This is a genomic window from Mycobacterium sp. MUNTM1 (assembly GCF_054660795.1).
This window is the reverse complement of record NZ_BAAGDE010000090.1, coordinates 1-15089: the sequence shown is the minus strand read 5'-3', so window position 1 is coordinate 15089 and position 15089 is coordinate 1. Positions and strand designations below refer to the sequence as shown.

The following is a 15089-nucleotide window of genomic DNA, read 5'->3' as shown; positions in this document are numbered from 1 at the left end:
GTTCTGGGAACTCACCGCCGACAAAAACCTGCGGTCGTTCGACGACGTGGTGGCGCGGCTGGGCCGTAATGCCGCGGTGCGGGGCCGGACGGGCGCGGCGCCGGGGTGCTGGGCCGCCCGGGCTGCAGACGGTCCCGCAGGAATTCGTCGCGCTCGTTCATGGGCTCCTCGCATGCCGGGCGGTCGTTTGTCGCGCCGATGGACCGGCCGCGACGAACGTATTACGTGATAAGCGCCACGGTCCAACCTGCGACGCGGGGTGTGACCAATTCCCGTCCAGTATCTCCCGCCGCGGCCTGGGTGCGAACCCGCAAACGCGGCCGTGCACGGCCTCGGGCCGCCGCGATGGCCCGGCCTGGGTGTTGAGCACGCTCACACCCGCGCCCAGCAACCTCGCCGGCCCGGTCGAAGCGCACCCCAGCAAACTCTTTGCGCCGGCCCGCGCCGTACCGGGAATTCCCGGAATACGCGCAGCTATGGGAAGAATTCGTGGCCTGGGGCAGCGGGCTGGCAGAATGGTGGATCAACGGCAGCAGCGAAATTCACGGCGCTGCCAGCTGGCGGTTAGACTTGACGAAGTTGGCATGTCAGGCGGGTATTGTCATATCGTTTTACGACTTGTCGAGACCGGTTCCAGGCCACCGTTCAGAGCTGAACGGACATCCCTGACAGGATCACTTCCGCCTGGGGCACAGCCCATCGAGACAAGACCGACGGGGTTCTAGCCCGCAACCTCCGGGTGCGACCTCGGTGGGACCGCTGCTAACGGCCGCGCAGAACGTTCAGGTGAAGGGTCAGGTGCATATGACGCCCAAGCGCGTCGGGTTATACAACCCCGCGTTCGAGCACGACGCGTGCGGGGTTGCCATGGTCGTCGATATGCACGGCCGTCGTAGCCGCGACATCGTGGATAAGGCAATCACTGCGCTGCTGAACCTCGAACACCGGGGTGCCCAGGGCGCGGAGCCGCGCAGTGGTGACGGCGCCGGCATCATGCTTCAGGTCCCGGACGCCTTCCTGCGCGAGGTCGTCGACTTCGAGCTGCCCCCCGAGGGCAGCTATGCCACCGGCATCGCCTTCCTGCCGCAATCGTCCAAGGATGCGGCGACGGCGTGCGCCGCGGTGGAGAAGATCGCCGAAGCCGAGGGCCTCACGGTGCTGGGCTGGCGCAACGTCCCGATCGACGACTCGTCGCTGGGCGCGTTGTCCCGCGACGCGATGCCGACCTTCCGCCAGGTGTTCATGGCGGGCGCATCCGGGATGACGCTGGAGCGCCGCGCCTACGTGGTGCGTAAGCGCGCCGAGCACGAACTGGGCACCAAGGGCCCGGGCCAGGACGGCCCCGGACGCGAAACCGTCTATTTCCCAAGCCTTTCCGGCCGCACATTCATCTACAAGGGCATGCTGACCACGCCGCAGCTCAAGGCGTTTTACCTTGACCTGCAAGACGATCGGTTGACCAGCGCGCTGGGCATCGTGCACTCGCGGTTCTCCACCAACACCTTCCCGTCGTGGCCGCTGGCGCATCCGTTCCGCCGCGTCGCACACAACGGTGAGATCAACACCGTCACCGGCAACGAGAACTGGATGCGGGCGCGCGAGGCGCTGATCAAGACCGACGTTTTCGGGACGGAAGCCGACGTCGAGAAGTTGTTCCCGATCTGTACGCCGGGGGCATCCGACACCGCGCGCTTCGATGAGGCGCTCGAACTGCTCCACCTGGGTGGGCGCAGCCTGGCCCACGCGGTGTTGATGATGATCCCCGAGGCCTGGGAACGCAACGAGTCCATGGACCCGGCGCGCCGGGCGTTTTACCAGTACCACGCCTCGCTGATGGAGCCGTGGGACGGCCCGGCGTCCATCACGTTCTCCGACGGAACCATCATCGGCGCCGTGCTGGACCGTAATGGCTTGCGCCCCTCGCGAATCTGGGTCACCGAGGACGGCCTGGTGGTCATGGCGTCCGAGGCCGGTGTGCTCGACCTGGACCCGGCCAAGGTGGTCCGCCGGATGCGGTTGCAGCCCGGCCGCATGTTCCTGGTGGACACCGCGCAGGGCCGCATCGTCTCCGACGAGGAGATCAAGGCGGAGCTGGCCGCCGAGCACCCCTACCAGGAGTGGCTGGACCGGAATCTGGTGCCGCTCGACGACCTGCCGCAGGGCAACTACAAGCGGATGCCGCACGACCGACTGGTCAAGCGGCAGCAGACATTCGGCTACACCTACGAGGAGCTCAACCTCTTGGTCGCGCCGATGGTGCGCACCGGCGCCGAGCCCATCGGGTCGATGGGCACCGACACCCCGGTCGCGGTGCTCTCGCAGCGGCCCCGGATGCTTTACGACTACTTCCAGCAGCTCTTCGCGCAGGTGACCAACCCGCCGCTGGACGCCATCCGCGAGGAGGTGGTGACCAGTCTGCAGGGCACCACCGGCGGTGAGCGCGACCTGCTCACGCCCACCGAGCGCTCGTGTCACCAGATCGCGCTGTCGCAGCCGATCCTGCGGAACCGGGAGCTGGCGAAGCTGGTCAACCTCGACCCGGAGGACGAGGTCAACGGTCGCCCGCATGGCATGCGTTCCAAGGTGATTCGCTGCCTGTACCCGGTCGCCGAGGGCGGCGCCGGACTGGCCGCCGCGCTCGAGGAGGTGCGCGCGCAGGCGTCGGCGGCGATCGCCGACGGGGCGCGCGTGATCATCCTGTCCGACCGCGAATCGGACGAGAACATGGCGCCCATCCCGTCGCTGCTGGCGGTGGCGGGGGTGCACCACCACCTGGTGCGCGACCGGACCCGCACCCACGTCGGACTGGTGGTGGAAACCGGTGACGCCCGCGAGGTGCACCACATGGCCGCGCTGGTCGGCTTCGGTGCGGCGGCGATCAACCCGTACATGGCATTCGAGTCCATCGAGGACATGCTCGATCGCGGCGTCATCGAAGGCATCGACCGCAAGACGGCGCTGAGCAACTACATCAAGGCCGCCGGCAAGGGCGTGCTGAAAGTCATGTCCAAGATGGGCATTTCGACGCTGGCGTCTTACACGGGCGCCCAGTTGTTCCAGGCGGTCGGCATTTCCGAGGACGTGCTCAGCGAGTACTTCACCGGCTTGAGCTGCCCCATCGGCGGCATCACCCTGGACGACATCGCCGCCGACGTCGCCGCGCGGCACGCGCTGGCGTACCTGGATCGGCCCGACGAGCGGGCGCACCGCGAGCTCGAGGTGGGCGGGGAATACCAGTGGCGCCGCGAGGGCGAGTACCACCTGTTCAATCCCGAGACCGTCTTCAAGCTGCAGCACGCCACGCGCACCGGCCAGTACAAGGTGTTCAAGGATTACACCCGCCTGGTCGACGACCAGAGCGAGCGGATGGCGTCCCTGCGTGGGTTGCTCAAGTTCCGGGCCGGGATCAACCCCCCGATCCCGCTGGACGAAGTCGAGCCCGCCAGCGAGATCGTCAAGCGCTTCTCGACCGGCGCGATGAGCTACGGCTCGATCTCCGCCGAGGCGCACGAGACGCTGGCCATCGCGATGAACCGGCTGGGTGGCCGGTCGAACTGTGGTGAGGGCGGCGAGGACGTCAAGCGGTTCGACCGCGATTCCAACGGGGATTGGCGGCGCAGCGCGATCAAGCAGGTCGCCTCCGGGCGGTTCGGCGTCACGTCGCACTACCTGACGAACTGTACCGACATCCAGATCAAGATGGCCCAGGGTGCGAAACCTGGTGAGGGAGGCCAGCTTCCGGGGCACAAGGTGTATCCGTGGGTCGCCGAGGTCCGCCACTCCACCCCGGGTGTCGGCCTGATCTCGCCGCCGCCGCACCACGACATCTACTCCATCGAGGACTTGGCGCAGCTGATCCACGACCTGAAGAACGCCAACCCGTCCGCGCGGGTGCACGTGAAGCTGGTCTCCGAGAATGGCGTCGGTACGGTGGCCGCGGGGGTGTCCAAGGCCCACGCCGACGTGGTGCTGATCTCCGGGCATGACGGCGGCACCGGTGCGACGCCGCTGACGTCGATGAAGCATGCCGGGGCTCCGTGGGAGCTGGGGCTGGCCGAGACGCAGCAGACGTTGCTGCTGAACGGATTACGCGACCGGATCGTGGTCCAGGTCGACGGCCAGCTCAAGACCGGGCGCGACGTGATGATCGCGGCGTTGCTGGGCGCCGAGGAGTTCGGCTTCGCCACCGCGCCGCTGGTGGTCTCCGGTTGCATCATGATGCGGGTCTGCCACCTGGACACCTGCCCCGTCGGGGTGGCCACCCAGAACCCGGTGCTGCGCGAACGCTTCACCGGCAAGCCCGAGTTCGTCGAGAACTTCTTCATGTTCATCGCCGAAGAGGTCCGCGAATACATGGCGCAGTTGGGCTTCCGCACGATCAACGAGGCGGTCGGCCAGGTGAAGTCCTTGGACATGACGCTGGCGCGGGCCCACTGGAAGGCGCACCGGCTGGACCTGGCCCCGGTTCTGCACGAGCCGGAGTCGGCGTTCATGAACCAGGACCTGTACTGCAGCTCGCGCCAGGACCACGGCCTGGACAAGGCGCTGGACCAGCAGTTGATCGTGATGAGCCGCGAGGCGCTGGACTCCGGAACGCCGGTGCGGTTCTCCACGACCATCAGCAACGTCAACCGCACGGTGGGGACCATGCTCGGCCACGAGGTCACCAAAGCCTATGGCGGACAAGGGTTGCCGGACGGGACAATCGACATCACCTTCGACGGGTCGGCGGGCAACAGCTTCGGCGCGTTCGTGCCGCGCGGCATCACGCTGCGCGTCTACGGCGACGCCAACGACTACGTCGGTAAGGGCCTGTCGGGGGGCCGGATCGTGGTTCGGCCGTCGGATGATGCGCCCCAGGACTACGTCGCCGAGGACAACATCATCGGCGGCAACGTGATCCTGTTCGGCGCGACCAGCGGCGAGGCGTACCTGCGCGGCGTCGTCGGCGAGCGGTTCGCGGTCCGCAACTCCGGGGCGCACGCCGTCGTCGAGGGCGTCGGCGACCACGGTTGCGAGTACATGACCGGTGGCAAGGTTGTCGTCCTCGGTCGCACCGGCCGCAACTTCGCGGCGGGCATGTCCGGCGGTGTGGCCTACATTTACGACCCGCAGGGCGAATTCCCCGGCAATCTCAACGCGGAGATGGTCGAGCTCGAGAGCTTGGATGAAGATGACTACGAGTGGTTGCACGGCATGATTCAGGCACACGTTGATGCCACCGATTCCGCTGTCGGCCAGCGCATTCTGGGCGACTGGGCGCAACACCAACGGCACTTCGCCAAGGTGATGCCGCGGGACTACAAGCGGGTGTTGCAGGCCATCGCCGAAGCGGAACGCGACGGCGTGGATGTCGACAAGGCGATCATGGCGGCCGCGCATGGCTGATCCGAGCGGCTTCCTGAAATACACGCATCGGGAACTGCCGAAGCGTCGGCCTGTCCCGATTCGGTTGCGCGACTGGCGTGAGGTCTACGAAGAATTCGACAACGAGACCTTGCGCGAGCAGGCGACCCGTTGCATGGACTGCGGTATTCCCTTCTGCCACAACGGTTGCCCGCTGGGCAACCTGATTCCGGAGTGGAACGACCTGGTGCGCAGGGACCGGTGGCGCGACGCCATCGAGCGGCTGCACGCCACCAACAACTTCCCGGACTTCACCGGGCGCCTGTGCCCCGCTCCCTGCGAGCCGGCCTGCGTGCTCGGCATCAACCAGGATCCGGTGACGATCAAGCAGATCGAGCTGGAGATCATCGACAAGGCCTTCGACGAGGGCTGGGTGCGGCCGTTGCCGCCGGACACGAAGACCGGAAAGAAGGTCGCCGTGGTCGGTTCCGGGCCGGCGGGTCTGGCCGCCGCCCAGCAGCTGACTCGCGCCGGTCACACCGTCACCGTCTTCGAACGGGCCGATCGCATCGGCGGACTGCTGCGCTACGGCATCCCGGAATTCAAGATGGAAAAGCGCGTCCTCGATCGCCGGCTGGACCAAATGCGGGCCGAGGGAACCGAATTCCGCAGCGGGGTCAACGTCGGGGCCGACATCACCGCCGAGCAGCTGCGCGCCGACTTCGACGCCGTGGTGCTGGCCGGCGGTGCCACCGCGGGGCGTGATCTGCCGATTCCCGGTCGTGAGCTGGACGGGATCCACCAGGCCATGGAATACCTGCCGTGGGGTAACCGCGTGCAGGAGGGCGACGACGTGCTGGGGCCCGACGGGCAGCCGCCGATCACCGCCAAGGACAAGAAGGTCGTCATCATCGGCGGTGGCGACACCGGGGCCGACTGCCTGGGCACCGCGCACCGCCAGGGTGCGACGATCATCCACCAGTTCGAGATCATGCCGCGCCCGCCGGAGACGCGCGCCCCGTCCACCCCGTGGCCGACCTACCCGCTGATGTACAGGGTGTCCTCCGCGCACGAGGAGGGCGGCGAGCGGGTGTTCTCGGTCAACACCGAGGAATTCGTCGGCGTAGACGGTCACGTGACGGCGCTCAAGGCGCACGAGGTGACCATGCAGGACGGCAAGTTCGTCAAGGTGGAAGGGTCCGAATTCGAACTCGAGGTCGACCTGGTGTTGCTGGCGATGGGATTCGTCGGGCCCGAAAAGGAGGGCCTGCTCACCGACCTCGAGGTGAAGTTCACCGAGCGCGGCAACGTCGCCCGCGGCGCCGACTTCGACACGTCGGTACCTGGCGTCTTCGTCGCCGGTGACATGGGGCGTGGCCAGTCGCTGATCGTCTGGGCGATAGCTGAGGGCAGGGCCGCCGCGGCCGCGGCGGACCGATTCCTGATGGGGTCGACCGCGCTGCCTGCGCCGGTCAAGCCCACCGCGGTACCGCTGCAGTAGTAACACCAGTCACACCAGAAACACGCCCCGCTTCGCTCGGCGAGTCTCCCACTGTTTGCCAGACGGTTGGTGTCTAATAACCCGTTGTGAGCCCGCTCACATGGGTGTCACACCGGTTTCCCGGTTGAACGGCCGATCGCAGGAGAGATTCTTGTGCATATTCACCCATTACCCCGGACACGGATGGGGCGAATCGCCTGGTCATGGTTGCGTCACCCGGTGAAAAGTCGTGAGTTTCCCGCGAAGCACGAGCGTCTGGTAACCGCTCAGGACTTGCTGCTCTTCGGCGCGTGATCGCCCGGCCGACGCCGTTACCGGCGTGCGGCGGGTTTGCTCAGGATGCGCCTGGCGGGATTTCCGCCGGGTGGCCCCGGATGCGCCCCGAAAGCGGCCCTCACCGCTCCCATAGGCCCGAGTCGCGGATCGCCTCGGCGAGCGGCTCCAGCACGGCCGGGTCGTGCGGCGGCGGCAGGTAGACGATGCCGAGATCCAGGCCTTCGGCGGCCAGCCCGGCGGCGTCCGCGATGACCTTCCCGTAATCGAGATCCGGCTCCAGCCGCAAATGGGCCGAGAGCGTGATCTCCTTGGGGTCGCGGCCGATGTCCGCGCAGTGCGAGGCCAGCACGTCGCGCTTGTGGGCGAACACGTCCGGCGGGCCGCCCACGAAATTCCAGTGCTGGGCGTAGCGGGCGGTGATCCGCAGGGTGCGCTTCTCCCCGCTGCCGCCGATGCAGATCGGCGGGTGCGGCCGCTGCGGACCCTTGGGCTCGTTGCGGGCGCCCTTGAGCTGGTAGAACTTGCCGTCGAAGTCGGTGGTCTCCTGGCTGAGCAGGCTGGTCAGCACCTCGCACGCCTCCTCGAAGCGGTCGAAGCGTTCCTTGATGCTGCCCAGCTCGATGCCGTAGGCGCCCGACTCCTCCTCGTTCCAGCCGGCGCCGATCCCCAGTTCGAGCCGCCCGTTCGAGATGATGTCGAGGGCGGCCGCCATGTTGGCCAGCACCGCGGGGTGGCGGTAGTGGATCCCGGTCACCAGGGTGCCCACCCGCAGGCGCTTGGTGGCCTGCGCGAGCGCGGTCAACGTCGTCCAGCCCTCCAGGCAGGGGCCGCTGCTGTCGGAGAAGATCGGATAGAAGTGGTCGAAGGTCCACCCGGACTCGTAGACCTCGATGTCATCGGCCGCTTGCCAGACGGCCAGCATCTGTGCCCAGGTGGTGTTCTGCGGAGAAGTCTTGAAAGCGAATCGCATGACACCGACGTTAGCCGGTGTTTATGAAGGGCAACTAAACTCAGGCGCACGATGACCTGTGGCTCCCTCGGAATGGACACCAAGATCACCCTGCTGGCGGCGGGGCTGATCTTCCTGCTCGCGCTGATCCTGGGCGTGTGGAAATACCGCGAGATGATGACGTCGGAGAACCACCTCGCACATCCCTACGTCGACATCGCGCACCGCGCGGCGCTGCTGTATTCGTTCGCGACGCTGCTGCTTGCGGTCTTCGTTCAGCTGAGCGCCTGGCCGGTGTGGGTGAACCTGACGGCCGCGGGCGTGGTCGTCTTCTTTTTCGTGGCGGCCATCCTGGCCTACATCAGCCACGGGGCGCGGCGCGACACCGTCAACCAGTTCGAAAGCGCCGACCGGCGAACCGCGGTGGCGATGGCGTTTCTGATCGCCGGGGAGATCGGCGGGTTCAGTGTGCTGCTAGCCGGGTTCGTCGCCGGCCAGATCTTGTGATGCGCGGAGGTCTGGCGGTGACCAGCGGCGCCCGGCTTCGCCGCGCCTGCAATCACCGCGCGGGCACACTGGAGTCATGGATCCGGTAGCGGCGTTACGGCAGATCGCCTACTTCAAGGACCGCAGCCGCCACGACCCAAGGCGCGTGATGGCGTACCGCAACGCGGCCGACATCATCGAGGGCCTCGACGAGGCGACCCGGGAGCGTCACGGCCAGGCCAACAGCTGGCAGTCGCTGCCGGGGATCGGCCCCAAGACGGCCAAGGTGATCGACCAGGCGTGGTCCGGCCGCGAGCCCGACCTGCTGGTCGAACTCCGTTGCACCGCCGAGGATCTCGGTGGCGGGGACATCCGTTCCGCGCTGCGTGGCGACCTGCATCTGCACTCCAACTGGTCCGACGGCTCGGCGCCGATCGAGGAGATGATGGCGTCCGCGGCGGCGCTGGGCCACGAGTACTGCGCGCTGACCGACCACTCGCCGCGGCTGACCATCGCCAACGGCCTCTCGCCCGAGCGGTTACGCAAACAGCTCGACGTGATCGACGGCCTGCGGGAGAAGTTCGCGCCGATGCGCATCCTGACCGGGATCGAGGTCGACATCCTCGACGACGGCAGCCTCGATCAGGAACCCGAGCTGCTGGAGCGCCTCGACGTGGTGGTGGCCAGCGTGCATTCCAAGCTGTCGATGGACGCCCCAGCGATGACGCGGCGCATGCTGCGCGCGGTGGCCAATCCACACGCCGATGTGCTGGGGCACTGCACCGGCCGGCTGGTGTCGGGCAATCGCGGCATCCGGCCGGAATCCAAGTTCGACGCCGAGGCGGTGTTCACGGCGTGCCGCGAGCACGGCACCGCGGTGGAAATCAACTCCCGGCCCGAGCGCCGCGACCCGCCGACCCGGCTGCTGAACCTGGCGCGGGAGATCGGGTGCGTGTTCTCCATCGATACCGACGCCCACGCGCCCGGACAGCTGGATTTCCTCGGCTACGGCGCCCAGCGCGCGCTGGACGCGGGCGTGCCCGTCGACCGGATCGTGAACACGTGGCCGGCCGAGCGGCTGCTGGAGTGGACTGGCGCCAACTGAGGCGCCGTTCAAACCCGCACCGTTTCCGCGCGTTCGGGAACCGGTTCGGCGCTGCGGCCGGGCATCTGCACGAGGTTGGCGCCGGCGACGGCCGCGCAGGTCGCGGCCGGAATGAGCAGCGCGTAACCGCCCAATTCAGCGCCGAACACGATCCCGGCTATGCCGCCCGCGAGAAACAGCAGGAGCGTCGTCGCCAGGATCGCGGCATTCCACTTCTTGATGCCGTGCAGCCGGCTGCGGCCGAGCATCAGTCCGAGGTCGGTGACGGTCCCGGTGAAGTGGGTGGTTCGGATCGCCATTCCGCGGAAGCTGGAGGTCATCCCGTTCTGCAGGCCGAGCGCCGCCGCGGCGAACAGAGCCTGTACCGCGGTCTGCTCGATTCCCAGGGCGTGGATCTGCGCCTTGACGATGGTTTCCTCGACCCCGGCGGCGGCCAGTACCAGCAGCGCGGACTCCAGGAACAGCACGGCGGCGTGGCGGGGACCCGCGAGAACCTGGGTGGGCGCGAGGATCAACCCGGCAACCGTCGCCCCGGCCAGGAAGCCCAGAAAGATTGCGCCGAGCACGTGGCCTTCGTAGAGCCACGGGTTGGCCGTGTTCATGCCCAGCTGGGTCGTGATCGCGGTCAGGTTGCCGACGGGCAACGCCAGGATCAGGATCGCCACCGCGTTGACGAAGCCCGCGGATAGGGCTAGCACCGCGCTGTAACCGAGCAGGAGGCCCTCGCGCGGCGGGCCGCTTTCGCGGGCTTTGTCCGGTGGCGGCATCGTGTTCAATCACTCGCTTTCGACGTCGGTTTTTCGCCACCCTAACAAGCGGGCCGCCGGACAAGCCGCGCCCGCAGCCGTTTTCAAATCAACCTCAAATCATCGAAAATAGCTGCGGCAGAATCGCTTTGGTGGGATCGGTGCGAGCCGTTCAGTCCGGTAGGTGCGGCATCCCTGTACCCAGGTCGCGGCCGACCAAAACCGCGGGCGTCAACGCGGACTTTCCGTAGCGATCCCGCACCCGGTCGATCGCCGCGTCGATCGCGAGCCGGTTCTCGTCTTCGGCGAACGGCAGCATCAGTTGCTGGGAGCCGCCGCGGTCGATGCCCGACACCGCGAAGCCGACCAACGTCAGGCCGCGGTGGGCGATGAGCGGTGCCGCGTCCGCGACCAGGCGTCGCGCGGCGGCCAGCAGGGGTGCGGTGGACGATGTGGCCCACGGCAGCGTGTGCGACCGGGTCGCGCGGGTGAAGTCGGCGAAGCGCAGCCGCAGCACCACCGTGCGACCGGTGCGTCCCACGGCTCGCATGCGGCCGGTGATGCGGTCGATCAGATTGACCACTACGGCGTCGATCTCGTTGGGCGACATGGTGTTTCCAGCGCGGCCCAGCGCGCGCTGCGCGCCGACGGACCGGCGACGGACCCCGGTGGTCACCCGCCGGCGGTCGATATTGCGCGACAAAGCGTACAGCTGGCGACCCATCGCACCGCCCACCATGGAGCCCAGCGCGGACTCGCTGAGCTCGGCGACGTCGGCGACGGTCACGATGCCGTGCGCGCGCAGCTTCTCGGCGGTCACCGCGCCCACACCCCAGAGCCGGCGCACCGGCAGCGGCCGCAGGAAAGACAACTCCTGGTCGGGCGGCACCAGCAGCAGACCGTCCGGCTTGGCCTCCTGGCTGGCGACCTTGGCGAGGAACTTCGTGCGGGCGATGCCGACGGTGATCGGCAGCCCGACGCGGTCGCGCACGTCCGCCCGCAGCCGCTCGGCGATCGCGACCGGCGTGCCGCCGACCCGGCGCAGCCCGCCGACATCGAGGAAGGCCTCGTCCACCGACAGCGCCTCGACGATCGGGGAGCAATCCCGAAACACGTCGAAGACGGCGTCACTGGCGCGCGAGTAGGCGCTCATCCGCGGAGGCACCACGACGGCCTGCGGGCACAGCCGCCGGGCTTGGGAACCGCCCATGGCGGTGCGGACGCCGTAGGCCTTGGCCTCGTAGCTGGCGGCCAGCACCACGCCGCCGCCCACGATCACCGGGCGGCCACGCAAGGTCGGGTCGTCGCGCTGTTCGACGGACGCGTAGAAGGAGTCGAGGTCCGCGTGCAGGATCGACGCATCGCACCGCACGAACATATGTTCGCATAGAGCGCCGACAAGCGGCTGTCAGCAGCCGTCGCCGTAGACGCTGCTGACCCAGATGTGCACCAACGTGTCGAGCAGTTGCTCGCTGGGCACCGACGGTCGCCCCTCGGCGAACGCGCTGAGCATGACCTTTTCGTTGAGCAGGTTCAGCGCCGCGGACAGGTTGTGGGCCGGCAGCGTCACCGGCGCCGCGCCGCGGGCGCGCTCGGCTTCGATCACGGTGGTGATGTGGTCGACCCATTTCTGCATGAAGCGCGACCACAGGTCGTCGACATCCTTGTTGCTGCGCGCCGCGTCGGCGGCCAGTGACACCGCGCGATGTGCGCCGAAGGTCTCGACGAACACGTTGATTCCGATGCGCCACAGCGCTTTCAGATCGGCGGGTGGGTTGGCGACCATGGTCTCCAGTGCGGAGTCGGCCTCCATGATCACGCGCTCGAAGAGGGTGAGCAGCACCGCGTCCTTGGATGGGAAATAGAAGTAGAACGTCGGCCGGGACAGGCCGGCGCCCTTGGCCAGGTCGTCGACGGAGATATCGGCGAGCGGGCGTTCCCGCAGCAGTTGCTCGGCGGTCGACAGGATGGCCAGTTCGCGGTCGTCGCCGGACGGGCGCGCCGAACGCCTGCCCCGGTGGGTGCGGGCGGAACCGACGGTAGTCACGGCCGTTACTTTACACGTTGTTGAAAGTTTCGACACGGTGTTGACTAGTTCAACACTGCGTTGATAGCTTTGGGTTCATGACTGAGCATCTTGACGTCCTCATCGTCGGCGCCGGAATCTCCGGCGTGAGCGCGGCATGGCACCTGCAGGAACGCTGCCCGACGAAGAGCTACGCCATCCTCGAACGCCGCGCCGACCTGGGCGGGACCTGGGACCTGTTCAAGTACCCGGGCATCCGGTCGGACTCGGACATGTTCACCCTGGGCTTCCGGTTCAAGCCCTGGCGCTCGGCGAAATCGATCGCCGACGGGGCCTCGATCAAGGCCTACATCAAAGAGACCGCGGTCGAGAACAACATCGAGCCGAAGATCCGCTACCGGCACCGGGTGGTGGCCGCCGACTGGTCCGACACCGACAACCGCTGGACGGTGACGGTCGAGAGCGACGGCCGGCAGAGCGAGATCACGTGTTCCTTCCTGTTCGCCTGCACCGGCTATTACAACTACGACGAGGGCTTCTCGCCGACCTTCCCGGGCTCGGACGACTTCGGGGGCACCATCGTTCACCCGCAGCACTGGCCGGAGGACCTCGACTACGCGGGCAAGCGGATCGTCGTCATCGGCTCCGGTGCCACCGCGATCACCCTGATCCCCGCCCTGGTGAACTCGGGCGCGGGTCACGTGACGATGCTCCAGCGCTCGCCGACCTACATCGGCTCGCTGCCGGGTGTCGACCCGTTCGCCGAGAAGGCCAACCGGCTGCTGCCAGACCACCTCGCGCACATGGCCAACCGCTGGAAAGCCATCGCGTTCAGCACTTTTCAGTACCAGCTGTCCCGCAAGGCGCCGGCCTACATGCGCAAGACACTGATGACGATGGCGCAGCGGCGCCTGCCCGAGGGCTACGACGTCGAAAAGCACTTCGGCCCGCGCTACAACGTGTGGGACGAGCGGTTGTGCCTGGCCCCCGACGGCGACTTCTTCCGGACCATCCGGCACGGCAAGGCCGACGTCGTCACCGACACCATCGACCGGTTCACCAAGACCGGCATCAAGCTCACCTCAGGTGAGGAATTGGCCGCCGACATCATCGTCACCGCAACGGGTCTGAACATGCAGCTGCTGGGCGGCGTGCAGCCGACCCGCAACGGCGAGGACGTCGACCTGACCTCACTGATGACCTACAAGGGCCTGATGTTCTCCGGCATGCCGAACTTCGCCATCACCTTCGGTTACACCAACGCGTCCTGGACGCTGAAGGCCGACCTGGTCTCCGAGTTCGTGTGCCGGTTGCTGAACTACATGGACGCCAACGGTTTCGACTTCGTGGAGCCGCAGCATCCGGGTGAGGACGTCGACGAGCTGCCGTTCATGGACTTCACGCCCGGCTACTTCCGCCGTTCCATGCACCTGCTGCCCAAGTCGGGGTCGCGTGCGCCGTGGCGGCTCAAGCAGAACTACTTCTTCGACATGCGCACGATCCGGCGCGGCAAGGTCGACGACGAAGGCCTGAAGTTCGCGAAAAAGCCCGCACCGGTGACGGTTTAGCGGATCACTGGCCTACGGCGACGACGACGATCCCGTCGTCGTCGCTGTAGGCGATCTCGCCCGGCACGAACGTCACCCCGCCCAGGGAGACCTCGACGTCGCGCTCGCCGGCGCCGGTCTTGGTGCTCTTGCGGGGATTGGTGCCCAACGCCTTGATGCCGATGTCCATGCCGCGCAACGTGGCCGAGTCGCGCACCGCGCCGTTGACGATGAGCCCCGCCCAGCCGTTGGACCGGGCCAGCTCCGCGATGACGTCGCCGACCAGCGCGGTGTGCAGGGAGCCGTCGCCGTCGATGACCAGGACCCCGCCGCCGCCCGGTTCCGAGAGCACCGATTTCAGCAGCGCGTTGTCCTGAAAGCACCGCACGGTACTGATCGGCCCGGCGAATTCGGCCCGCCCGCCCAACTGGCGGAACTGCACGTCGCAGCTGCGTACGTCGGGTCCGATGCTGTCTACGAGGTCGGCCGTCGGCCGGAATGACACCGTCACCTCTGACACGTTAGACGCCCGCCGCTCAGCGGCGGCGCAGCTGGCGGATGAGCAGGATGGCCAGCAGGCTGACGGCCAGGGCGACGATCAGTGGCACTGGAGATTGGCCCACCGCCGGGCCGGGGACCGCGGGAGAGACCGGGTTGTTGGCGGCCTCCACGGTGGACTTCGCCTGTGCGGCGGCATCTTTGGCGGCGGCGGTCAGGTCGCCGTTGCTTTCCGCCCGCTGCTGCACGTCGACCGGTTGCGCGGCCGGCTGCTCGGGTGGTTTCGGTGGCGCGGGTTCGGCGTTCTTTGCCGGCACCTTCTTGGCGGGTGCCTTCTTGGCTGGCGCCTTTTTGGCGGGCGCCTTCTTCGCAGGTGCCTTTTTGGCCGGCGCTTTTGCGGTCTTTTTCGCCGCCTTGGCGGGCGGCTTCTTCTCCGGTGGGATGCCGGCACCGTCGGGTGCGCTGTTGGTTGGGTCCTGCGGGTCTGCCATGCGGCCGCTCCTTGAGCTCCTCTGTCGTCTTTCCCCTAGCTCAGCGGGTTCACCGTCCCATCATGCCAGGGCGGCTTGCGGCGCCTCCGGCACCGGTCGTCGGCCCCCGCCCTCACCG

The 15089-nt window shown here is 67.6% G+C and carries 11 protein-coding genes and 1 pseudogene; 6 read left to right on the top strand and 6 right to left on the bottom strand.

Annotation, left to right across the window (positions count from 1 at the left end):
- The 3 genes and pseudogenes from ACYQ8K_RS28715 to ACYQ8K_RS28705 all read left to right on the top strand — a co-directional run.
- A pseudogene (locus tag ACYQ8K_RS28715) lies at nucleotides 1-229 on the top strand (hypothetical protein); the annotation flags it as partial.
- Nucleotides 230-804: 575 nt separating this feature from the next.
- Entirely contained in the window at nucleotides 805-5388 is a 4584-nt protein-coding gene (gene gltB / locus ACYQ8K_RS28710; protein ID WP_459974573.1) for a glutamate synthase large subunit, read from the top strand.
- Nucleotides 5381-6847, top strand: a complete 1467-nt coding sequence (locus tag ACYQ8K_RS28705; protein WP_459974571.1) for a glutamate synthase subunit beta — start codon at nucleotides 5381-5383, stop codon at nucleotides 6845-6847. The genes gltB and ACYQ8K_RS28705 overlap by 8 nt, the downstream gene beginning before the upstream one ends.
- Nucleotides 6848-7241: 394 nt before the next feature.
- Here ACYQ8K_RS28705 and ACYQ8K_RS28700 read toward each other — a convergent pair whose 3' ends face one another.
- Nucleotides 7242-8093 (bottom strand): LLM class F420-dependent oxidoreductase, encoded by an 852-nt coding sequence (locus tag ACYQ8K_RS28700; protein WP_064951830.1) that lies wholly within the window; start codon nucleotides 8091-8093, stop codon nucleotides 7242-7244.
- 51 nt (nucleotides 8094-8144) lie between these two features.
- Here ACYQ8K_RS28700 and ACYQ8K_RS28695 point away from each other — a divergent pair, with 51 nt between their 5' ends.
- Together ACYQ8K_RS28695 and ACYQ8K_RS28690 are read left to right on the top strand one after the other, a co-directional pair.
- The gene (locus tag ACYQ8K_RS28695) at nucleotides 8145-8579 is read left to right on the top strand and encodes a hypothetical protein (protein ID WP_459974569.1); all 435 of its coding nucleotides are present in this window, start codon (nucleotides 8145-8147) and stop codon (nucleotides 8577-8579) included.
- Between the two features lie 76 nt (nucleotides 8580-8655).
- On the top strand, nucleotides 8656-9663 hold the full coding sequence (locus tag ACYQ8K_RS28690; protein ID WP_459974567.1) for a PHP domain-containing protein: 1008 nt from the start codon (nucleotides 8656-8658) through the stop codon (nucleotides 9661-9663).
- A gap of 8 nt (nucleotides 9664-9671) precedes the next feature.
- Here the strand turns inward: ACYQ8K_RS28690 and ACYQ8K_RS28685 are convergent, their stop codons facing one another.
- From ACYQ8K_RS28685 to ACYQ8K_RS28675, 3 genes are all read right to left on the bottom strand, one after another.
- Entirely contained in the window at nucleotides 9672-10430 is a 759-nt protein-coding gene (locus ACYQ8K_RS28685) for a YoaK family protein (protein WP_459974565.1), read from the bottom strand.
- 151 nt (nucleotides 10431-10581) lie between these two features.
- Nucleotides 10582-11787 carry a DNA polymerase IV gene (dinB, locus tag ACYQ8K_RS28680; RefSeq protein WP_459974564.1) on the bottom strand — a complete coding sequence of 402 codons (1206 nt, stop codon included), beginning with the start codon at nucleotides 11785-11787 and terminating at the stop codon, nucleotides 10582-10584.
- A gap of 30 nt (nucleotides 11788-11817) precedes the next feature.
- Nucleotides 11818-12456, bottom strand: coding sequence for a TetR/AcrR family transcriptional regulator (locus tag ACYQ8K_RS28675; protein ID WP_459974562.1), 639 nt, complete (start codon nucleotides 12454-12456; stop codon nucleotides 11818-11820).
- A gap of 77 nt (nucleotides 12457-12533) precedes the next feature.
- On the opposite strand from ACYQ8K_RS28675, the gene ACYQ8K_RS28670 reads away from it, so the two are divergent.
- Nucleotides 12534-14003: a flavin-containing monooxygenase gene (locus ACYQ8K_RS28670; protein WP_459974560.1), complete on the top strand. Its 1470-nt coding sequence runs from the start codon at nucleotides 12534-12536 to the stop codon at nucleotides 14001-14003.
- A 4-nt stretch (nucleotides 14004-14007) separates the two neighbouring features.
- Here the strand turns inward: ACYQ8K_RS28670 and rraA are convergent, their stop codons facing one another.
- Together rraA and ACYQ8K_RS28660 are read right to left on the bottom strand one after the other, a co-directional pair.
- Entirely contained in the window at nucleotides 14008-14493 is a 486-nt protein-coding gene (gene rraA, locus ACYQ8K_RS28665; protein ID WP_459974558.1) for a ribonuclease E activity regulator RraA, read from the bottom strand.
- A gap of 25 nt (nucleotides 14494-14518) precedes the next feature.
- Complete coding sequence (locus tag ACYQ8K_RS28660) at nucleotides 14519-14971, bottom strand: Rv3852 family protein (protein WP_459974556.1); 453 nt, start codon at nucleotides 14969-14971, stop codon at nucleotides 14519-14521.
- Nucleotides 14972-15089: the final 118 nt, after the last annotated feature.